Source organism: Streptomyces sp. NPDC001220, from assembly GCF_053597895.1.
In genome coordinates this window covers 462,600-484,022 of the sequence record NZ_JBSFJE010000006.1, presented here as the reverse complement: position 1 = coordinate 484,022, position 21,423 = coordinate 462,600, and the positions used below count along the sequence as shown (strand labels likewise).

Genomic DNA, 21,423 nt, shown 5'->3' with positions numbered 1-21,423 from the left:
ACGATCGGCTCGCTGGACATGATCACGCCGGCCGCGTGCACACCCATCTGCCGGACCAGGCCCTCGACGCCCTTGGCGGTGTCGATGACCTTCTTGACGTCCGGCTCGTTCTCGTACATCCCGCGGATCTCGCCCGCCTCGTTGTACCGCGGGTGCGAGGGGTTGGTGATGCCGTCGAGGTCGATGCCCTTGCCGAGGACGTCCGCGGGCATCGCCTTGGTCAGGCGGTCGCCCATCGCGTACGGGTAGCCCAGCACGCGCGCGGAGTCCTTGATGGCGTTCTTGGCCTTGATCTTGCCGTAGGTGCCGATCATCGCGACCTTGTCGGCGCCGTACTTCTCGGTCACGTACCTGATCACCTCGACGCGCCGGCGCTCGTCGAAGTCGATGTCGACATCGGGCATGGAGACGCGCTCGGGGTTGAGGAACCGCTCGAAGATCAGACCGTGCGGGATCGGGTCGAGGTCGGTGATGCCCAGGGCGTAGGCGACGATCGAGCCGGCCGCGGAGCCTCGGCCGGGGCCGACCGCGATGCCGTTGTTCTTGGCCCACATGATGAAGTCGGCGACCACGAGGAAGTAGCCCGGGAAGCCCATCTGGATGATGACGTCCAGCTCGTACTCGACCTGCTTCTGGCGGTCGTCCGGGACGCCGCCGGGGAAGCGGCGCGCCATGCCCCGGCGGACCTCCTCCTTGAACCAGGTGACCTCGGTGTAGCCGTCGGGGATGTCGAACTTCGGCATGAGGTTCTTCGCCTCGAACATGCCGGTGGTGTCGACCATCTCGGCGACCAGGAGCGTGTTGGCGCAGCCCTGCTGCCAGGCCTCCGAGGAGTCGACGGCGTACATCTCGTCCGTGGACTTCAGGTAGTAGCCGGTGCCGTCGAACTTGAAGCGGTCCGGGTCGGAGAGGTTCTTGCCGGTCTGGATGCACAGCAGGGCGTCGTGGGCGGTCGCCTCGTGCGCGTACGTGTAGTGCGAGTCGTTCGTCACCAGCGGCGGGATGCCGAGCTTCTTGCCGATCTCCAGGAGGCCGTCGCGGACCCGGTGCTCGATCTCGATGCCGTGGTCCATCAGCTCCAGGAAGTAGCGGTCCTTGCCGAAGATGTCCTGGTAGTCGGCGGCCGCCTTCAGGGCCTCGTCGTACTGGCCGAGGCGGAGCCGGGTCTGGAGCTCGCCGGAGGGGCAGCCGGTGGAGGCCACGATCCCCTCGGACCACTGGGAGATCGTCTCCTTGTCCATCCGGGGCCACTTCTGCAGCCAGCCCTCGGCGTAGGCGTCGGAGGAGAGCCGGAAGAGGTTGTGCAGGCCGGTACTGTTCACCGCCCACATCGTCTTGTGGGTGTAACCACCGGAACCGGACACGTCGTCCCGCTTCTGGTGCGGCTGGCCCCACTGGATCTTGCGCTTGTTGCGCCGGGACTCGGGGGCGACATACGCCTCGATCCCGATGATCGGGGTGACCCCGGCCTTCTTCGCGGTGTGGAAGAAGTCGTACGCCCCGTGCAGGTTGCCGTGGTCGGACATGGCGATGTGTGTCATGCCCATCTCGTTGCAGGCGTTGAACATGTCCTTCAGCCGCGCGGCACCGTCCAGCAGCGAGTACTGGGTGTGGACGTGCAGGTGCGTGAAAGGCGGCTTTGACACGGTTTCGGCCTCCAGAGGAAACAGGCGTCGACGATCTTCCGACCGACTGCGGACCGACTGCGGACAGTCTGGTGGGACGGCGAAATCCTATGCCTCGGCACTGACAATCCGCCCGCCACCCCGCGTACCTTCAGGCGAAGAAAGCGGGCACTCCCCCGGACCTTCGCACGTTGGCCCGAAGGAGAGATCCGCCCCACATGTCACGTACCACCCGTACCAGGAGGCACCCAGCGATGCCGGTCCCCCAGCTCAACGGCGAGCAGCGCGGCGAGGAGATCCTCGCCGTCTTCGACACCGCCTTCGGCGAGCTCCTGGCCGCCGACCCGGCCGCGTTCCGCGTGAAGTTCCGGAAGATGGCGGCCTCGGCCTTCGCCTTCTACCGGGGCACGGCGGCGCTCTTCTACCATGACGTGGACGCCGAGAACGCCGGGCGGGGCGGTGGGAGGCCGTACAGCGGCCCGTTCCTGGACGAGCGCACCTCGCGCGTGTGGATCCACGGCGACCTGCACGCGGAGAACTTCGGCACGTACATGGACTCCAACGGCCGCCTGGTCTTCAACGTCAACGACTTCGACGAGGCCTACGTCGGCCCCTTCACCTGGGACCTGAAGCGGTTCTCGGCGTCCATCGCGCTGGTCGGGTACGCGAAGGCGCTCAGCGACGAGCAGATCACCGAGCTGGTCGAGGTGTACGCGGGCGCGTACCGGGAGCGGATCCACGCGCTGGCGACCGGCGCCAAGAGCGACGAGGTCCCGCCGTTCACTCTGGACAGCGCCGAGGGCCCGCTGCTCGGCGCGCTGCGCGCGGCCCGGTCGCTGACCCGCTTCGAGCTGCTGGACTCGATGACGGAGATCCGCGACTGGGAGCGCCGCTTCGCCTCCGGCGGCGGCTCCATCGAGCTGGACGCCGCCACCCGCTACAAGGTCCTCGCCGCCTTCGACGGCTATCTGGAGACGCTTCCGGAGTCGTCCCTGTCCCGCCCGGACTCCTACCGCGTGAAGGACGTCGTCGGCCGGCGCGGCATCGGCATCGGCTCGGCCGGTCTGCCGTCGTACAACATCCTCCTGGAGGGCTCCACGGACGCCCTGGAGAACGACGTCGTGATCTACATCAAGCAGGCCCAGACCCCGGCCGTCTCCCGGCACATCACGGACCCGGCGATCCGCGACTACTTCCAGCACGAGGGCCACCGCACGGTGATCTCCCAGCGCGCCCTGCAGGCGCACGCCGACCCGTGGCTGGGCTGGACCGAGCTGGACGGCTCCGGGCAGCTGGTCGCCGAGGTGTCGCCGTACGCGGTCGACCTGGACTGGAGCGACATCGACGACCCGGAGGAGATCGCGGCGGTCGTCGCGGACCTCGGCCGGGCCACGGCGTCGATGCACTCTGCGGCCGACGACACCTCCGGCGAGTCCCTGGTGCCGTTCTCCACCGAGCGGGCCATCGACGCGGTGATCGCGGCGGACGAGGACGGCTTCGCCCCTCTGCTGGCCGACTTCGCGCACAGCTACGGCGCACGCGCGCGTGCCGACCACCAGATCTTCGTCGACCTGTTCCGCAACGGCCGCATTCCGGGGCTGTAACCTTCACGGATTCACAGGGCTCTTTTAGGGGTCCCTTACATGAGTACGTGACAGACTCTCCACCGCTATGGACATATCCGGGACCCAGCTCAGAGCCGTGCGCGCGGCGCTGTTCACGGCCTTCGTCGTGACGCTCAGCACCGCGTCGCACGTGCTGCTGTCCCGGGCCCCGCTGCCGTTCGCCACGGTGGCCGCGGTTGCCGCCGGTGTGTTCGTCACGGCGTACGCGCTGGCGGGCCGCGAGCGTGGCTTCGGCCGGATCGCCGCCCTGCTGGTCCCGCTGGAACTGGCCGCCGACACGGTCTTCACCACCGGCCAGCACGCCTGCTACGGCCGGGCCGGCGGTCCCATCGCCGGCCCGCTGCGCGCGGTCGGCTTCGACGTGCTGTGTGACGGTGGTGCCGTCGGCACCCCGCTGGCCCAGATGACCGGCGGCTCCCGGGCCGCCGCGGCGCTCGCCCACGCCGACCCGACCGCGGCCTGGCTGCTGCTGGCCGCGCACGTCGGTGTCGGTCTGCTGGCCGCCGCCTGGCTGCGCCGCGGCGAGCGCGCCCTGACCCAGCTGCTGCGCGCGGTCGCCGCCACCACCTTCCGCCCGCTGCTCCTCGCGGTCGCCGCGGGCACGGTCCGGCTGGTTCCGGTACGACGACTGCCGCGTCCGGCGCCGCGTACGGCCGCCGCCCGCGACCTGGTCCTCGTGCACTCCCTGGGACGGCGCGGACCGCCGTGCTCCCGGGCGCTCGCCCTGCCCTTCGCCTGAGCGCCCCTCTCTCACCGGCACACTCCTCGTTCGAGCACGACGAGTCCCCCACACGTATCCCGCGTACGACATGTGCGCGTCCCATATGGAGATCACCAACATGAGCAAGCGGAACAGCCAGTCCGCCAAGAACGCGGCCCGGGAGCGACTGCGCGTCGAGCGCGAGAAGCAGGCCAAGCGCGCCAAGGTCAAGCGCCAGGTCATCGTGGCCTGCTCGGTCGTGGCCGTGCTGGCCGCGGCGGGCGGCATAGGTTACGCCGTCGTCCAGGCCAACAAGCCGGGCTACTGGGAGGACGAGAAGTCCGCCAAGGTGGTCGCCCCGGCCAACACCACGGGCACCGACGGCACCACGGTCGTGATCGGCAAGTCCACCGCCCCGAAGACCCTCAAGGTCTACGAGGACCCGCGCTGCCCGATCTGTGCCCAGTTCGAGCAGACGGTCGGCTCGACGGTGAAGAAGGACATCGACGACGGCAAGTTCAAGATCGAGTACGTCGGTGGCACGTTCATCGACGGCGACTCGCTGGGCAAGGGCAAGATCGGCACCAACGGCGAGGGCTCCAAGAACGCGATGAGCGCCATGGGCGCCGCGCTGAACGTCAGCCCCGAGGCGTTCCTGGAGTACAAGACCGCGCTGTACTCCACGAAGTGGCACCCCGAGGAGACGGACGACAAGTTCAAGAACGACAGCTACCTCATCCAGGTCGCCAACACCGTCCCGGCGCTGAAGAACAACAAGACCTTCCAGGACGCCGTGAAGTCCGGCAAGTACGACGCCTGGGCGCTGGCCATGTCGAAGACCTTCGATACCAACAAGGACGGCGTGACGGGCACCCCGAGCTTCGTCATGAACGGCAAGATGCTCACGGCCGACTCCAGCGGCAACCCGCCGATGACGGTCGCGGCCTTCAACTCCTTGGTGGACGCGGCCCTCAAGGCGTAACCCGCCGCTGTGCACAGTACGGCAGCGGCTCCGGGTGAAGAGCAGGCGAACTTTTTCTGGTTCGCCTGCTCTTGTTCATACTGGTCAGTAACCTGATCGGACGTGACCAGTCGATACAGATCAACTCAGGCTTCCGAGGGTGCCAACTCCCTCTCCCCGCGCCGCCGTACGGTCGTCAAGGCCGCGGCGGCGACGGCTGTCCTGGCCGCTCCGCTCGCCGCCGCACTGCCGGCCCGGGCCGCCTCGGACGTCCCTGCCTTCCTGCACGGCATCGCCTCCGGCGACCCGCTGCCCGACGGCGTCCTGCTGTGGACCCGGGTGACGCCGAGCGCCGACGCGACCCCGGGCTCCGGTGCCGGCGCCGACACCGAGGTCAGCTGGGTCGTCGCCACCGACAAGGCGCTGACCAACGTCGTCTCCCGCGGCTCCACCACCGCGACCGCCGCCTCCGACCACACCGTCAAGGCCGACATCCGCGGCCTCGCCCCGGCCACCGACTACTGGTTCCGCTTCTCGGCCGGCGGCACGGACTCCGCGGTGGCACGCACCCGCACCGCCCCGGCGGCCGACGCCGCCGTCTCCGGCCTGCGCTTCGGTGTCGTCTCCTGCGCCAACTGGGAGGCCGGCTACTTCGCCTCCTACCGTCATCTGGCCGCCCGCAACGACCTGGACGCGTGGCTGCACCTCGGCGACTACATCTACGAGTACGGCACCGGCGAGTACGGCACCCGGGACACCGTGGTCCGCCAGCACGCGCCGGCCCACGAGATCATCACCCTCGCCGACTACCGCACCCGGCACGGCAGGTACAAGACCGACACCGACCTGCAGGCCCTGCACCTCAAGGCGCCGGTCATCGCGATCTGGGACGACCACGAGTTCGCCAACGACTCCTGGTCCGGCGGTGCCGAGAACCACACCGAGGGAGCCGAGGGCACCTGGACGGCCCGTCAGGCCGCCGCCAAGCAGGCCTACTTCGAGTGGATGCCGGTCCGCCCGGCCATCGCCGGCACCACCTACCGCCGGCTGCGCTTCGGCAAGCTCGCCGACCTCTCCCTGCTCGACCTGCGCTCCTTCCGCTCCCAGCAGGTGTCCACGGGCAGCGGTTCGGTCGACGACCCGGACCGCACCATCACCGGCCGCGCCCAGCTCGACTGGCTGAAGGCCGGGCTGAAGGCCTCCGACACCACCTGGCGGCTGGTCGGCAACTCGGTGATGATCTCGCCGTTCGCCATCGGCTCGCTCTCCGCCGACCTGCTCAAGCCGCTCGCCAAGCTGCTCGGGCTGCCGCAGGACGGCCTCGCCCTCAACACCGACCAGTGGGACGGCTACACCGACGACCGCCGCGAGCTGCTGGCCCACCTGCGCTCCAACGCGATCGGCAACACGGTGTTCCTGACCGGCGACATCCACATGGCGTGGGCCAACGACGTGCCGGTGGACGCCGGCACCTACCCGCTCTCCGCCTCCGCGGCCACGGAGTTCGTGGTGACCTCGGTGACCTCCGACAACCTGGACGACATCCTCAAGGTCTCCCCGGGTGTCGTCTCCACCGTCGCCGCGCCGATCATCCAGCTGGCCAACCGCCATGTGCACTGGGTGGACACCGACCGGCACGGCTACGGCATCCTGGACATCACCGCCGCCCGGGCGCAGATGGACTACTACGTCCTCTCCGACAAGACGAAGGCCGACGCGACCTCGTCCTGGGAGCGTTCGTACCGCACCCGCAGCGGTACCCAGAAGGTCGAGCGCACCTACGACCCGGTGTAGCCGTCACCTACAGCGTGTCGAGGAAGCCGAGCGCCACCCGCCAGGTGGCCTCGGCGGCCTCCTCGTCCCAGTCCGGCAGCCCGGGGTCGGTGTAGAGGTGTCCGGCGCCCGGGTACCGGTAGATCTCCACATCGGCGCCGGCCCGGCCCATCTGCAGATACCAGGCGCTCAGCCAGTCGTCCGTCTCGAAGGCGTCCGGCTCGGCCACGTGCAGCTGGACCGGCAGCTCGTCCACCGAGGCGTTCGGCGCGATGTCCGAGGTGCCGTGCAGGAGCAGCAGCCCCCGTGCCCGCTCGTCGCCCAGCGCCAGCGTCTGCGCGATCGAGGCACCCAGCGAGAACCCCGCGTACACCAGCCCGCGCTCCGAGTACGGCGCCGCCGCCAGCACGGCCCGCTTCAGCAGCTCGTCCTTGCCGATCGACTCGTTGAACTCCATGCCCTCCTCGACCGTGTCGAACGTGCGCCCCGCGAAGAGGTCCGGCGTCCACACCTCGTGCCCCGCGGCACGCAGCCGGTCCGCGGCCTCGCGCACCGCGGGCCTGAGGCCATAGGTCGAGTGAAAGAGCATGATGTTCATGCGCCCATGGTGCCAGCCTGCGCCGACAGCACTTGTGACGCCCTCGACACCGGTCAGCATGTTCAGGACCCCGCGGATCTGGTTACGTTCGGACCCATGGACATGGAGAACGTACTCCGCCCGCTGATCGTGGTCGGCGGCGCCGTCGTCCTCACCCTGCTGATCGGCTGGGCGACCGACCTGCTGCTGCGCAAGGCAGACGCACGGCACAGCGAGACACCCCTGTGGGGGCTGCTGCGCCGGGCCCGCATCCCCTACCAGCTGGTGCTGTGCGCGGCCCTGCTCAGAGGCTCCTACGACAAGGCCGAGCTGCTCCTGGGCCACCGGGTCGCCGTCGGTCAGATGCTGACCCTGGTGCTGATCGGGTCGGCCGCCTGGCTGGTGGTGCGGATCGCGGCGGCCGTCGTCGACACCTCGTACACCCGCTACGCCCGCGGCCACACCGACGCGGCCCGGGTCCGCCGGGTACGCACCCAGGTGTCGCTGATCATGCGGGTGGTCACGGCGATCGTCGGCGTGATGGCCGCGGCGGCGATGCTGCTGACCTTCCCGGCGATGCGCGCGGCCGGCGCCTCACTGCTGGCCTCCGCCGGGATCCTCGGCATCGTCGCCGGTGTGGCCGCCCAGTCCACGCTCGCGAACATGTTCGCGGGTCTGCAGATCGCCTTCGGCGACATGGTGCGCCTCGGCGACACCGTCGTGGTCGACGGCGAGTGGGGCACGGTCGAGGAGATCACCCTGACCTTTCTGACGGTACGGACCTGGGACGAGCGGCGGATCACCATGCCGGTGTCGTACTTCACCTCCAAACCCTTCGAGAACTGGTCCCGGGGCACCCCGCAGATGACCGGGGTCGTCTACTGGCACCTCGACCACTCGGCGCCGATCGAGTCGATGCGCGAGAGGCTCCGGGACGTCCTGCGCGAGTGCCCCGCCTGGGACGGGCGGGACTACAGCCTGGTCGTCACCGACGCCACGCCGAACACCATCCAGGTGCGGGCGCTGGTGACCGCCAAGGACTCGGACGACGTCTGGAAGGTCCGGGTCACCGTCCGCGAGCAGATGATCACCTGGCTGTCCGCCGAGCACCCCTACGCCCTGCCCCGGGTCAACACCGCCGACGCGGTCCTGCCGCCGGGCGGGATCATCCCCTCCCAGGACGGGGCGGCGGCCCGCCGTCTGCACGAGCCGCCTCGCACCGGCCGCGGCGCCTGACCGCTCCCCCTTCCCGTCAGTGGCCGCGCTCGGCGCCGCCGTTGACCTGGACGATCTGCGAGGTGACGTGTCCGGCGGCCGGGGAGGCCAGCCAGTGCAGGGTGGCGGCGACGTCACCCGGTGTGCCGGCCCGCCCGGTCGCCGTCTCGGCGACGAGACGTGCCCGCCGCGCCTCCTCGACCGGGCCGCCGAAGAACTCGGTGTCCTCGACGTACCCGGGGGCGACCACGTTCACGGTGACCCCGCGCGGTCCCAGCTGCCGGGCCAGGTCGTGGGCGTACGGATGCAGGGCCGCCTTGGCGGCGGCGTAGGACCCGGTCCCCGACCCCCGGTACGCGGCGATGGAGCTGAGGAACAGCACCCGTCCGCCGGGGTCGGCGAGCCGGTCCTTCAGCGCCTCCGTGAGCAGCACGGCGGTGAGCGTGTTCTGCTGGAAGTTGCCCGTCCAGGTGCGGGCGACGGCGTCGAGCGGGTCACCGGCCTCCGCGTCGGGTGCGAACGCCGCGTTGCCTCCGGCGCTGTGGACGAGCACGTCCACGGTGCCGATCTCGTCGGCGACGTACCGCGCCACGCCGCGTACGCCGGCCGGCTCGGTCAGATCGGCGGCGTACCAGACCGCCCCCGGCACCCCGGCCTGCTCCAGCACCTCTCTGCGCCGCCCGAGCAGCAGCACCCGATCCCCGTCGGCGGCGAACACCCGCGCCGCGGCGAGCCCGATCCCTGTTCCGCCACCACTGATCACAATGTTCCGAGCCATGATCCGAGACTACGAGCGCACCGCCGACCCCGCCTTCGGATATCCACAACGGCCATACGTTTGTATTACTGCACGTGGGGGTGTGCGGTCAGCGCAGGCTACGGACGTCCAGGTGCCGCAGCACCCGGTCCACGATCTCCGGATCCGCCCCCGGCTCGCTCCGCGCCGCCAGCACCTCGTGCCGCGCCGCGCTGAGCATCTCCTGCTGGATCCGCCGCAGCCGCCTCAACCGCTTCGCCCGCTTGTCGTGCCCCTCCCGCCGCTCGTCCTCCACCACCTCGGGGCTGATCCGGAAGCCGATCTCGAAGGCCCGCCGCAGCATCTGCTCCGTCACCTCCTCCGGCAGGTCCTCGACCTGCTCGATCTCCTTCAGCCGCCGCCGTGCGGCCTTCGCCGCCCGTACCGCCAGTTCCTTCTCGAACTCCTTCTCCTGGTCGGTGTCGGCCCGCACCCCCAGCCGCTTCACCAGCCACGGCAGGGTCAGCCCCTGGAGCACCAGCGTCGCCATGATCACGCCGAACGCGATGAAGACGATCTCGTCCCGGTCCGGGAAGGGCGATCCGTCGTCGGTCTTCAGCGGAATGGCCAGGGCCAGCGCGACCGACGCCACCCCGCGCATCCCGGACCACCACATCACCACGGTCTCCCGCCAGCTGGTCGGGATCTCCTCGTCGTAGTCCCGCCGGGCGTGCAGCCGCTTGGTGAGCCAGGTCGCCGGCAGCAGCCACACCAGCCGGACCACGACGACCACGCCCACGATCGCGGCCGCCCAGCCGAGCAGTTCGCCCCAGCGGCCGGACGCCGTACGGATCGCGTTGTGCAGCTCCAGGCCGATCAGCCCGAACGCGACGCCGGTGACGAGTGTGTCGACGATGTCCCAGAAGGTGTATCCGGCGAGCCGGGTCATCACGTCGTCGGCGTCGGTGGCGTACTCGGCGATGAACAGCGCGGTGGTGAGCACGGCTAGCACGCCGGAGCCGTGCAGTTCCTCGGCGAGGACGTAGGAGACGTAGGGGACCAGCAGGGTGAGGCCGATCTGGAGGGTCGCGTCGCCGAGCACGTCCATCAGCTTGTTCGCGCCCCAGCCGAGCACCAGACCCACCGCGACCGCGACCACGGCGGAGAGCAGGAAGTCCAGCCCGGCCCGCCAGGGCGAGAACGTGCCGCTGACCACGGCGGCGATCGCCACGTGGTAGAGCACGATGGCCGTGACGTCGTTGAAGAGGCCCTCGCCCTCCAGGATCGACACCAGCCGGCGCGGCAGCCCGAGCTGCCCGGCGACGGCGGTCGCGGCGACCGGGTCGGGCGGGGCGACCAGCGCGCCCAGCGCCACGGCGGCGGCGATCGGCAGCCCGGGCACGATCGCGCCGGCGACGGCGGCCACGCAGACCGTGGTGACGAACACCAGGGCCACCGCGAGCAGGAAGATCGGCCGTTTGTTGGCCGTGAACTGGCGCCAGGAGGTCCGCCGGACGGCGGCGTAGAGCAGCGGTGGCAGCAGGCCGGGCAGGATCAGCTCGGGCGGGATGTCCACGTTCGGCACGAAGTCGGCCACCGCGAGGACGATCCCGAACAGGGTCATCAGCACGGGCGCCGGCAGCCCCAGCCGGTCCCCCACCGGGACGCTCACCAGAGCCCCGAGCAGCAGCACGAACAAAAGGGCCAACTGATCCACGGCCAGCGCTCCGGGAGTCGACGATCACACGGCGGGCCTCAAGCCTGCCATGCGGTCTTCCGGCACGGGCCGCGCTACAGGGCGCGCCGCATCCCCTGGTGCGGGATGCCCGCCTCCTCGTACTCCGGGCCGTAGGGCTCGTAGCCCAGCCGCTCGTAGAAGCCCAGCGCGTGCGTCTGCGCGTGCAGGTCCACCGCGCCCAGGCCACGCGCGCGTGCCGCGTCCTCGATGGCCCGGACCAGAGCCACGCCTATGCCGAGGCCGCGGGCCTCCTGGGAGACCGCGAGCCGGCCCAGCGAGCCGAGGGTCGGATCGCCGCCGGTCTTCTCCAGGGCCGTCTCGCCGTACAGCAGCCGGCCGGTGCCGAGCGGTACGCCGTCCTCGCGGATCGCGAGCACGTGCAGGGCCACGGCGTCGTACTCGTCGTACTCCAGGTCCTCGGGGACGCCCTGTTCGACGACGAAGACCTGCTTGCGTACGGCGAAGCACGCCGCCAGGTCGGCGGGGTCCTCGGCGACCCGCACCTCGTAAGCGCGCGTGCTCATCCGTACGTCTCCTCGCGGACCTGGTCCAGCGCCTTGCTCAGGTCGGCCGGGTAGTCGCTCTCGAACTCGACCCAGTCACCGCTGCCGGGGTGCTCGAAGCCGAGCCGGACCGCGTGCAGCCACTGCCGGGTCAGGTGCAGCCGCTTGGCGAGCGTCGGGTCGGCGCCGTAGGTGAGGTCGCCGACGCAGGGGTGGCGGTGGGCGGCCATGTGGACGCGGATCTGGTGGGTGCGGCCGGTCTCCAGCTTCACGTCCAGCAGGGAGGCCGCGCGGAACGCCTCGATGAGGTCGTAGTGGGTCACGGAGGGCTTGCCGTCGGCCGTGACCGCCCACTTGTAGTCGTGCTGGGGGTGGCGGCCGATGGGGGCGTCGATGGTGCCGCTGGTCGGGTCCGGGTGCCCCTGCACGAGCGTGTGGTAGCGCTTGTCGACCGTGCGCTCCTTGAACTGGCGCTTGAGCGAGGTGTACGCGCGCTCCGACTTGGCCACCACCATCAGGCCGGAGGTGCCGACGTCGAGGCGGTGCACGATGCCCTGGCGCTCGGCGGCGCCGGAGGTGGAGATCCGGTAGCCGGCGGCCGCCAGACCGCCGATGACGGTCGTGCCGGTCCAGCCGGGGCTGGGGTGCGCGGCCACGCCGACCGGCTTGACGATGACGACCACGTCATCGTCGTCGTACACGATCTCCATGCCCTCGACGGGCTCCGCGACGATCTGCACGGGCGCGGGCGCGCCCGGCATCTCGACCTCCAGCCAGGACCCGCCGCTCACCCGCTCGGACTTGCCGACCACCGAGCCGTCGACCTGGACCTTGCCCGCCGCGGCCAGCTCGGCCGCCTTGGTGCGGGAGAAGCCGAACATGCGGGAGATGGCGGCGTCGACGCGCTCGCCCTCCAGGCCGTCGGGCACGGGCAGGGTTCGGATCTCGGGAAGCGTACTCACCCGTCGAGTATGCCGGACCGCGCCGACAGCGCCGTACGCGAGCCCGGGCGGCCCCCGCTCCGGCCGCGGTCAGTCCTTGTGGACGGTGCCGTCCGGGTCCAGGCCGCGGAAGGAGAGCAGGACGATCAGGATGCCGCCGCAGACGATCGCCGAGTCGGCCAGGTTGAACACCGCGAACCCCTTGGGCGCGATGAAGTCGACGACCTGACCCTCGAAGACGCCGGGCGAGCGGAAGATCCGGTCGGTGAGGTTGCCCAGCGCGCCGCCCAGCAGCAGGCCGAGGGCGACCGCCCAGGGGAAGCTGTAGAGCTTGCGGGCCAAGCGGAAGATCACGACGATCACGGCCGCCGCGATCACCGTGAAGATGATCGTGAAGGCGCCGCCGAACCCGAAGGCCGCGCCCGGGTTGCGGATCGCGTGGAACTCCAGCCAGTCGCCGACGACCTCGATCGGCGCGTGGTGCTCCAGCTTCGCGACCACGATCATCTTGCTGACCAGGTCGAGGGCGTACGCGAAGGCGGCGACCGCGAACAGCACGGCGATCCGGCGTCCGCGCCCGGGGCGTCGTTCGTCGTCCCGCTGCCGCTCCGCGCCGGACACGCCGGGTGCCGCCGTCTCCTCACCGCCGTCGTCCGGAGTGTCCGGCGTACCGATGATGCGCTCCGCCTCTGCCACGTGAGTCCCTCAACCTAGGTGCCTGCCTCGGGACGAGACTACGGCACGCCCCACGCGACCCCGATGCTCAGTAGCGGCGTTCCTGCTTCTGCTTGCACTCGACGCACAGAGTCGCCCTCGGGAAGGCCTGCATCCGGGCCTTCCCGATGGGGTTCCCGCAGTTCTCGCAGAGTCCGTAGGTGCCCGCGTCGAGCTTCTCCAGGGCCCGCTCGGTCTGTTCCAGCATCTCGCGCGCGTTGGCGGCCAGCGCCAGCTCGTGCTCGCGGGTGATGTTCTTGGTGCCGGTGTCGGCCTGATCGTCTCCGGCCCCGTCCCCGGAGTCCCGCATCAGACCGGCCAGGGCGCTGTCGGAGGCGTCCAGCTCGGTGCGCAGCCGCAGTGCCTCGGTCATCAGCTCGGTGCGCGCCTCCTCGACCTCCTCCGGCGTCCACGGGTCCTCGCCGGGACGCACCGCGAGTTCGCCCGGAGCCGCCGCGGCGACCCGCGCCTTGGGGACGGCGGTCTCCGCCGCCGCAGTGGCCGTGCCAGGGGTCTTCTTCGCAACCACCGTCGTGGCTCCCGTCTGCTCCGCGGCCCGCGCCGCGCCCGCTTTCTTGGCCGTGCTCTTCTTGGCCGTGCTCTTCGCCGCCGCGGTCCTCGTCGCCGCGGCCTTGGACGCGCTCTTCTCCGACTTCCCCGCGGCACCCCCGGCAGCCGCGGTCGCCCGGTCACCGACCGCCCCCGCCCCGGCCGCCGTCGCCTCGGCGGCCGTCGGCTTCCCGGCCGACCTGGTGTCCGCGGCTCGGTTCCCGTCCGCTCTCTTCCCGTCCACCTTCTTCACCGGCGTCTTCTTTGCGGCCGTCTTCCGGGCGGAACCCTTCTCACCAGCCGTTCTCTCCGCCGCGGTGGTCTCCCCCGCGCGCGTGCCCCGCTTTCCGCCGCCCCCTTTGGTGTCGCCGTCGGAGGCAGCCGCGACCCCGGACGGGCCGGACGCCGACTGCTGTACGGCGGTCTTCTTCGCCACCATGGCCGCGGCCCCTTCACATATTGTGATCTTGCACGCGAATCGTGCTGGGACGATAAATCGACCTGAGTCCCTCGGCAACGGGGCACGCCGCCCGATCCGCCTGCCCCGCACCCCCCACGCAGCCGGTATGCATGCGTTGTGCCCAGCTCCCCGCGCGGTAATCCGCCGAGCCGGACATCCCAGGATGCGAACACGCGTACCGCGCCATTCGGGTCATCTCGGCAGGTGGACGGCCCGGTGCCGCCGGCGCCCGGAAAACGGGTCGGCCGCTGTCCGTGCGGCGCCGTACACTGGGCGGAGCGAGAAGCGTGGATGGGGACGAGTAGCGGCGTACGCAGCCCAGAGCGACCCGGGGACGGTGGGAGCCCGGGGGCGAGCGCGACGTGAAGATCACCCCGGAGCCGCCGGAAGAAAGCCGTGCATGACCTGCTACGGCGAGTAGAACCGGTTTCGCGACCCCAATGAGGGGGCTCACCGGCGCGCACGGCGATCGGGGAGCCAAGGAGGGTGGTACCGCGGGAGCGCGCCGCACACGGCGTACGGAAGACAAGGCTCTCGTCCCTCCGACGGAAGGCAGCAAGTCCGTTGGAGGAAGCTCGCAGATGACAGCGCCGACGTACCGCCAGGTGCCCGCACAGGTCGACCTGCCCGCCCTCGAGCACGCCGTGCTCGACTTCTGGCGCGAGCAGAAGATCTTCGCCAAGACCCTGGAGCAGTCCGAGGGCCGCCCCGAGTGGGTGTTCTACGAGGGCCCGCCCACCGCCAACGGCATGCCCGGCGCCCACCACATCGAGGCGCGCGTCTTCAAGGACGTCTTCCCCCGCTTCCGCACCATGCGCGGCTACCACGTGGCCCGCAAGGCCGGCTGGGACTGCCACGGCCTGCCCGTGGAGCTGGCGGTCGAGAAGGAGCTGGGCTTCAGCGGCAAGCCGGACATCGAGAAGTACGGCATCGCCGAGTTCAACGCCAAGTGCCGTGAGTCCGTGCTCCGCCACACCGACGCGTTCTCCGAGCTGACGACCCGCATGGGCTACTGGGTCGACCTCGACGACGCGTACGTGACCATGGACCCCGAGTACATCGAGTCGGTCTGGTGGTCGCTCAAGGAGATCTTCGCCAAGGGCCTGCTGGTCCAGGACCACCGGGTCGCCCCCTGGTGCCCGCGCTGCGGCACCGGCCTGTCCGACCACGAGCTGGCGCAGGGCTACGAGACGGTCGTCGACCCCTCCGTGTACGTCCGTTTCCCGCTCACCTCCGGTCCGCTCGCCGGCCAGGCCGCGCTCCTGGTGTGGACGACCACCCCGTGGACCCTGGTGTCCAACACGGCGGTCGCCGCGCACCCGGAGGTCACCTACGTCGTCGCCACCAACGGCGAGGAGCAGCTCGTCGTCGCCGAGCAGCTGGTCGCCAAGGCGCTCGGCGAGGGCTGGGAGACCACGGGCCAGACCTTCACCGGCGCCGAGATGGAGCGCTGGACCTATCAACGTCCGTTCGAGCTGGTTGAGTTCCCGAGCGTCAGCGAGGGAACCGATGGGCACAGCCCGGAACCGGCGCATTACGTCGTGAACGCGGAATACGTCACGACCGAGGACGGTACGGGTCTGGTCCACCAGTCCCCCGCCTTCGGCGAGGAGGACCTCAAGGTCTGCCGCGCCTACGGCCTGCCGGTGGTGAACCCGGTCCGCCCGGACGGCACCTTCGAGGAGAACGTCCCGCTGGTCGGCGGCGTCTTCTTCAAGAAGGCCGACGAGCGCCTCACCGAGGACCTGTTGCAGCGCGGCCTCCTCTTCAAGCACCTGCCGTACGAGCACAGCTACCCGCACTGCTGGCGCTGTCACACCGCGCTGCTCTACTACGCGCAGCCGTCCTGGTACATCCGCACCACGGAGATCAAGGACCGGCTCCTCGAGGAGAACGAGAAGACGAACTGGTTCCCGGAGACCGTCAAGCACGGCCGCTACGGTGACTGGCTGAACAACAACATCGACTGGGCGTTGTCCCGCAACCGCTACTGGGGCACCCCGCTGCCGATCTGGCGCTGCGAGGACGACCACCTCACCGTCGTCGGCTCCCGCGCGGAGCTGACCGAGCTGACCGGCACCGACCAGTCGGCGCTGGACCCGCACCGCCCGTTCATCGACGAGGTCACCTTCGCCTGCCCGCAGTGCCGGAAGACGGCCACGCGCGTGCCGGAGGTCATCGACGCCTGGTACGACTCGGGTTCGATGCCGTTCGCGCAGTGGGGCTACCCGTACAAGAACAAGGAGCTGTTCGAGAGCCGCTACCCGGCCCAGTTCATCTCCGAGGCGATCGACCAGACGCGAGGGTGGTTCTACACCCTCATGGCGATCGGCACGCTGGTCTTCGACAAGTCGTCGTACGAGAACGTGGTCTGCCTCGGCCACATCCTCGCCGAGGACGGCCGCAAGATGTCCAAGCACCTGGGCAACATCCTGCAGCCGATCCCGCTGATGGACCAGCACGGCGCGGACGCGGTGCGCTGGTTCATGGCGGCCGGCGGCTCCCCGTGGGCGGCCCGCCGGGTCGGCCACGGCACCATCCAGGAGGTCGTCCGCAAGACCCTGCTGACGTACTGGAACACGGTCGCCTTCCAGGCCCTGTACGCCCGTACGTCGAACTGGGCGCCGAGCGCTGCGGACCCGGCTCCGGCCGACCGTCCGCTGCTGGACCGCTGGCTGCTCTCCGAGCTGCACGCGCTCACCGACCAGGTGACCCAGGCGCTGGAGGCGTACGACACCCAGCGCGCCGGCAAGCTGCTGTCCGCGTTCGTCGACGACCTGTCCAACTGGTACGTCCGCCGCTCGCGCCGCCGCTTCTGGCAGGGCGACAAGGCCGCGCTGCGCACGCTGCACGAGGTCGTGGAGACGGTCACCAAGCTGATGGCCCCGCTGACCCCGTTCATCACCGAGCGGGTCTGGCAGGACCTGGTGGCGCCGGTCACCCCGGGCGCACCGGAGTCGGTGCACCTGGCGGCGTGGCCGGAGGCCGACCTGGGCGCGATCGACCCGGAGCTGTCCAAGCAGATGGTCCTGGTACGACGGCTCGTGGAGCTCGGCCGGGCCACGCGCGCGGAGTCGGGCGTCAAGACCCGCCAGCCGCTGTCCCGGGCGCTGGTCGCGGCCGTGGGCTTCGACGCGCTCGACCCGGAGCTGCACGCGCAGATCACCGACGAGCTGAACGTCTCCTCGCTGGCGTCGCTGTCCGAGGTGGGCGGGTCGCTGGTGGACACCACGGCCAAGGCCAACTTCCGGGCGCTGGGCAAGCGGTTCGGCAAGCGGGTGCAGGACGTGGCCAAGGCGGTCGCCGCGGCGGACGCGGCCGCGCTGTCACTGGCGCTGCGCGAGGGCACGGCGTCGGTGGAGGTCGACGGCGAGACCGTGACGCTGGCGCCGGACGAGGTGATCATCACGGAGACGCCGCGTGAGGGCTGGTCGGTGGCGTCGGACTCGGGTGCGACCGTCGCGCTCGACCTGGAGATCACGGAGGAGCTGCGCCAGGCGGGGCTCGCCCGGGACGCGATCCGGCTGATCCAGGAGGCGCGGAAGAACAGCGGACTGGACGTGGCCGACCGGATCGCACTGCGGTGGGTGTCGACCGACCCGGCGGTGATCGCGGCGTTGGCCGAGCATGCCTCGCTGATCGCCGACGAGGTGCTGGCGACGGACTTCGCGCAGGGCGAGGCCGACGGCGGCTACGGCGAGCCGTTCGTGGACGAGGGGCTGTCGCTGACGTTCCGGCTGCGGAAGGCGCAGTAGCCGACCTGACGTCCCGGCTGCGAAGGCGCAGCCGCCGACCCCGGTGAGAAAGGGCCCGGTCTCCACGGTGGAGACCGGGCCCTTCTCGTACGTGCGGGCCGGATCAGGCACCGTGCGCGGTTCCCCGCGCCCCCTGCATGACAAGCCACGTGCATACTGCGGGTCCGACAGGCCGCCGTGCGCGGTTCCCCGCGCCCCTGCAAGAACGGCCCCTCCTCCATCCCCGCGGGCCGGATCAGGCCGCCGTGCGCGGTTCCCCGCGCCCCTGCGAGGCCGGCCTCTCCTGGGGGAAGCCGCGCAACGCGCATAAACAGGGCGGGACCCCGGTTGGTGAACCGGGGTCCCGCCCTGTGGTGCTCTGCCGACGCCTACGACGCGCTACGCGCCCGCCGTCAGTTGTCGTCCTCGTCGATGAGGAAGCCGCGCATCGGGGACGGCGCCTGGCCCATCGGAGAGGGGCCCTGCGGACGTACCGGTGCCATCGGCTGGGTCATCGCCGGCGTCATCTGCTGCTGGCCGCCGTAGGACGGCGGAGCGGGAGACGGACCACCCATCGGCTGGTTGCCGCCGTAGGACGGGGCACTCGCGCCGGCCGGAGCCATGGAGGGCGCCGGGGACGGCGGGAGAGAGGCAGCGGCCGGGGTACGCGGCGGCGCCAGGGAGTCGTCGGCCTGGGTCTCCAGCTGACGCAGCTGCGACTCCAGGTACGACTTCAGACGCGTGCGGTACTCGCGCTCGAAGCCTCGCAGGTCCTCGACCTTGCGCTCCAGCGTGGCGCGCGCGGACTCCAGGGAGCCCATGGCGACGCGGTGCTTCTCCTGCGCGTCCCGCTCCAGCGCGTCCGCCTTGGCACGGGCGTCCCGCTCCAGACCCTCGGCGCGGCTGCGGGCCTCGCCGACGATCTTGTTGGCCTCGGAGCGGGCCTCGGCGATCGCCTGGTCGGCGGTCTGCTGGGCCAGCGAGAGGACTCGGGCGGCGCTGTCGCCACCGGGGCCCTGACCGGGGCCGCCCATCGGACCGCCCATGGGGCCGCCCATCGGGCCGCCCATCTGCTGCTGCATGGGAGGCTGGCCGCCCATCGGGCCCTGGCCCATGCCCTGCATCGGACCGCCCTGGCCCATCGGGCCCTGTCCCATCGGACCCTGACCCATGGGGCCCTGGCCCATCGGACCCTGACCCATGGGACCCTGGCCCATCGGACCCTGACCCATCGGACCCTGACCCTGCGGACCGCCCTGGCCACTGGGACCGGCCGGCAGCTGCGGGGCGCCGCTCGGCAGCTGCGGGGGGCCACCCATGGGGCCACCCATCTGCTGCTGCGGCGGGCCCGATATGCCGGCGGGCACCGGAGCGCCGGGACCTCGCATGCCCTGCTGAGGCATGCCACCCTGCTGCGGCATACCACCCTGCTGGGGCATACCGCCCTGAGGCATGCCGCCCTGCTGGTCCTGCGGCTCCGGGGGCTTGCGCATGTTCTGCTGGTTCTGGGCGGCCGCGCGCGTGGCCGCGGCCAGTTTGGCGCGCAGGTCCTCGTTCTCGCGCAGCAGGCGCGTCAGTTCGGCTTCGACCTCATCGAGGAAGGCATCGACCTCGTCCTCGTCATAGCCTTCTCGGAGGCGGACGGTCGTGAACTGCTTGTTCCGCACGTCCTCGGGGGTCAACGGCATCTCTTCACCTCAACGTAGTCGTCGGCATCGGCAAGACGGTAGGTCACATCGCTCATCACAGCCGACCAACGATCGCGATCAGGATGTAGACGATGATCATCAGTACGAAGAAGGACAGGTCGAGCGCCACGCCCCCGAGACGCAGCGGCGGGATGAACCGCCGCAGAAGCTTGAGCGGTGGATCGGTGACAGTGTAGGTGGCCTCAAGTACGACCACCATCGCCTTGCCGGGTTGCCATGAGCGGGCGAACTGGAACACGTAGTCCATGACCAACCGGAAGATGAGCACGATGAGGAAGCACATCAGCGCGATGTAGATCACATCAAGGAACACGCTCATGGTTCGTGCTTCCCTCTCCCCTGTTCCGTGCTTCGTACCGGTGTTGCGTCTCAGCTCTGGTTGAAGAACCCGCCCTCTGCGATGCGGGCCTTGTCCTCCGCCGTGACATCGACGTTAGCAGGCGACAACAGGAACACCTTCTGCGTCACCCGCTCGATGCTGCCGTGAAGACCAAACACCAAACCGGCCGCAAAGTCGACAAGTCGCTTCGCGTCTGTGTCATCCATCTCAGTCAGATTCATGATCACCGGGGTGCCCTCACGGAAGTGTTCCCCGATGGTACGGGCCTCGTTGTAGGTCCGGGGGTGGAGCGTGGTGATCCGGTAAGGCTCTCGTTCCGACACGACCTTGGGCATGATCACCGGTGCGTTCTTCTCCAGGCTTGCGCGTTCTTGTGTGATGGACGCCACGGGGGCGATACGCGCCGGGCGTCCCGATTCCGCGGACAGCGATGCGGAATGCGACACCGGCTCACGCGGCGCCGGCGGCTGTACCACTCGTACCGAATCGTCCCTTTGGGACTGGTGTGCACCGTGGGACTGATGTGACGGCTCATGCCGTCGGTGGTCCCGTTCGGGCTCCGGGTCCAGTTCGGGCTCGAAGTCGTCGTCAGGGTCAAATCCGCGGCCGTCGTACCCATCGTCCTCCACGAGGCCGAGGTAGACCGCCATCTTGCGCATCGCGCCGGCCATGCTCTGAGTCCTCCGCTCTGTGGTGGATCGGTGACGACTGCCAAGTCCCGCGATCCACGTGGCCGTTGCGCCCGTCCTGGGCCGCATTGACCATATTTTCTGCTGTGGTCCGACTTCTTGGCGACGTTACCCGAGCCTGGGGCGGACGCCGAGTACCGCAGTGCCGACGCGCACATGTGTCGCCCCGGCGGCCACGGCTTCCTCGAGGTCCGCACTCATCCCTGCGGAGACCATGTTCGCAGCCGGATGGGCTCGGCGCAGGTCGGTCGACAAATCCATCAACCGCTCGAACGCCGCCTGTTGGCGCCCCGCGTACTCCCCGGTGAGCGGGGCGACGGTCATCAGTCCGCCGAGCCGCAGCCCCGGCGATCCGGCGACCAGGTCGGCCAACTCTTCGATTCCGCCCGGCGCCACGCCACCGCGCTCACCCCTTCCGCTCGCACCCGCGTCGAGCGCGACCTGGAGGAGACACCCCACCTCGCGCCCGGCCCGCACCGCCTCCCTGGACAGTGCCTCGACGAGCTTGGAACGATCGACGGACTGCACGAGATCCGCGTAACCCACCACGGATCGCACTTTATTGGTCTGCAATTGACCAACAAAGTGCCAAGCAAGGGGCAGATCGGCACATTCGGCAGCCTTGGGAGCGGCGTCCTGGTCCCGGTTCTCGGCGACATGGCGCACGCCGAGTTCCGACAGGATCCGCACATCGCCGGCCGGATAGGTCTTGGTGACCACGATCAGGGTCACCTCCGCCCGCTTGCGCCCGGCCGCCGCACAGGCGGCGGCGATGCGCTCCTCCACTTTCGCCAGGTTTCCGGCGAGTTCGGTCCTACGGTCCGTCATGCCCCA

General features: G+C 70.2%; 18 protein-coding genes. 6 read left to right on the top strand and 12 right to left on the bottom strand.

Features of this window, described 5'->3' with window-relative positions:
• Positions 1-1,646, bottom strand: a 1,646-nt coding sequence (gene dnaE / locus ACWDGI_RS17980; RefSeq protein WP_450760041.1) for a DNA polymerase III subunit alpha, incomplete at its 3' end; no start/stop codon positions are given.
• Positions 1,647-1,879: 233 nt separating this feature from the next.
• On the opposite strand from dnaE, the gene ACWDGI_RS17975 reads away from it, so the two are divergent.
• The 4 genes from ACWDGI_RS17975 (at position 1,880) to ACWDGI_RS17960 (ending at position 6,705) form a co-directional block, all read left to right on the top strand.
• Entirely contained in the window at positions 1,880-3,229 is a 1,350-nt protein-coding gene (locus ACWDGI_RS17975; RefSeq protein ID WP_450760039.1) for a DUF2252 domain-containing protein, read from the top strand.
• A gap of 67 nt (positions 3,230-3,296) precedes the next feature.
• A complete protein-coding gene (locus ACWDGI_RS17970; protein WP_450760037.1) occupies positions 3,297-3,989 on the top strand; it encodes a hypothetical protein in 693 nt (230 codons plus the stop codon).
• 100 nt (positions 3,990-4,089) lie between these two features.
• Positions 4,090-4,932 (top strand): thioredoxin domain-containing protein, encoded by an 843-nt coding sequence (locus ACWDGI_RS17965; protein WP_450760035.1) that lies wholly within the window; start codon positions 4,090-4,092, stop codon positions 4,930-4,932.
• Positions 4,933-5,034: 102 nt separating this feature from the next.
• A complete protein-coding gene (locus ACWDGI_RS17960) occupies positions 5,035-6,705 on the top strand; it encodes an alkaline phosphatase D family protein (protein WP_450760033.1) in 1,671 nt (556 codons plus the stop codon).
• A 7-nt stretch (positions 6,706-6,712) separates the two neighbouring features.
• On the opposite strand, the gene ACWDGI_RS17955 is transcribed toward ACWDGI_RS17960, so the two are convergent.
• Positions 6,713-7,282 carry a dienelactone hydrolase family protein gene (locus ACWDGI_RS17955; RefSeq protein ID WP_450760031.1) on the bottom strand — a complete coding sequence of 190 codons (570 nt, stop codon included), beginning with the start codon at positions 7,280-7,282 and terminating at the stop codon, positions 6,713-6,715.
• A gap of 102 nt (positions 7,283-7,384) precedes the next feature.
• Between ACWDGI_RS17955 and ACWDGI_RS17950 the strand changes: the two genes are divergently transcribed.
• Complete coding sequence (locus ACWDGI_RS17950; RefSeq protein WP_450760077.1) at positions 7,385-8,497, top strand: mechanosensitive ion channel family protein; 1,113 nt, start codon at positions 7,385-7,387, stop codon at positions 8,495-8,497.
• Between the two features lie 16 nt (positions 8,498-8,513).
• Here the strand turns inward: ACWDGI_RS17950 and ACWDGI_RS17945 are convergent, their stop codons facing one another.
• From ACWDGI_RS17945 to ACWDGI_RS17920, 6 genes are all read right to left on the bottom strand, one after another.
• Positions 8,514-9,254: an SDR family NAD(P)-dependent oxidoreductase gene (locus ACWDGI_RS17945; RefSeq protein ID WP_450760029.1), complete on the bottom strand. Its 741-nt coding sequence runs from the start codon at positions 9,252-9,254 to the stop codon at positions 8,514-8,516.
• 88 nt (positions 9,255-9,342) lie between these two features.
• Entirely contained in the window at positions 9,343-10,929 is a 1,587-nt protein-coding gene (locus ACWDGI_RS17940; RefSeq protein ID WP_450760027.1) for a Na+/H+ antiporter, read from the bottom strand.
• Positions 10,930-11,003: 74 nt separating this feature from the next.
• Positions 11,004-11,474, bottom strand: a complete 471-nt coding sequence (locus tag ACWDGI_RS17935) for a GNAT family N-acetyltransferase (protein WP_450760025.1) — start codon at positions 11,472-11,474, stop codon at positions 11,004-11,006.
• Entirely contained in the window at positions 11,471-12,415 is a 945-nt protein-coding gene (locus ACWDGI_RS17930) for an RluA family pseudouridine synthase (RefSeq protein ID WP_450760023.1), read from the bottom strand. The genes ACWDGI_RS17935 and ACWDGI_RS17930 overlap by 4 nt, the downstream gene beginning before the upstream one ends.
• 69 nt (positions 12,416-12,484) lie before the next feature.
• Positions 12,485-13,090, bottom strand: a complete 606-nt coding sequence (gene lspA / locus ACWDGI_RS17925) for a signal peptidase II (protein ID WP_450760021.1) — start codon at positions 13,088-13,090, stop codon at positions 12,485-12,487.
• Between the two features lie 67 nt (positions 13,091-13,157).
• The gene (locus tag ACWDGI_RS17920) at positions 13,158-14,096 is read right to left on the bottom strand and encodes a TraR/DksA C4-type zinc finger protein (protein WP_450760019.1); all 939 of its coding nucleotides are present in this window, start codon (positions 14,094-14,096) and stop codon (positions 13,158-13,160) included.
• Between the two features lie 602 nt (positions 14,097-14,698).
• Between ACWDGI_RS17920 and ileS the strand changes: the two genes are divergently transcribed.
• On the top strand, positions 14,699-17,872 hold the full coding sequence (ileS, locus tag ACWDGI_RS17915) for an isoleucine--tRNA ligase (protein ID WP_450760017.1): 3,174 nt from the start codon (positions 14,699-14,701) through the stop codon (positions 17,870-17,872).
• Positions 17,873-18,264: 392 nt separating this feature from the next.
• Here the strand turns inward: ileS and ACWDGI_RS17910 are convergent, their stop codons facing one another.
• From ACWDGI_RS17910 to ACWDGI_RS17895, 4 genes are all read right to left on the bottom strand, one after another.
• Positions 18,265-19,539, bottom strand: a complete 1,275-nt coding sequence (locus ACWDGI_RS17910) for a DivIVA domain-containing protein (RefSeq protein WP_450760015.1) — start codon at positions 19,537-19,539, stop codon at positions 18,265-18,267.
• Between the two features lie 55 nt (positions 19,540-19,594).
• Positions 19,595-19,879 carry a YggT family protein gene (locus ACWDGI_RS17905; protein ID WP_046729537.1) on the bottom strand — a complete coding sequence of 95 codons (285 nt, stop codon included), beginning with the start codon at positions 19,877-19,879 and terminating at the stop codon, positions 19,595-19,597.
• Positions 19,880-19,929: 50 nt separating this feature from the next.
• Positions 19,930-20,571, bottom strand: a complete 642-nt coding sequence (locus ACWDGI_RS17900) for a cell division protein SepF (RefSeq protein ID WP_360482271.1) — start codon at positions 20,569-20,571, stop codon at positions 19,930-19,932.
• 126 nt (positions 20,572-20,697) lie between these two features.
• On the bottom strand, positions 20,698-21,417 hold the full coding sequence (locus ACWDGI_RS17895) for a YggS family pyridoxal phosphate-dependent enzyme (protein WP_450760013.1): 720 nt from the start codon (positions 21,415-21,417) through the stop codon (positions 20,698-20,700).
• Positions 21,418-21,423: the final 6 nt, after the last annotated feature.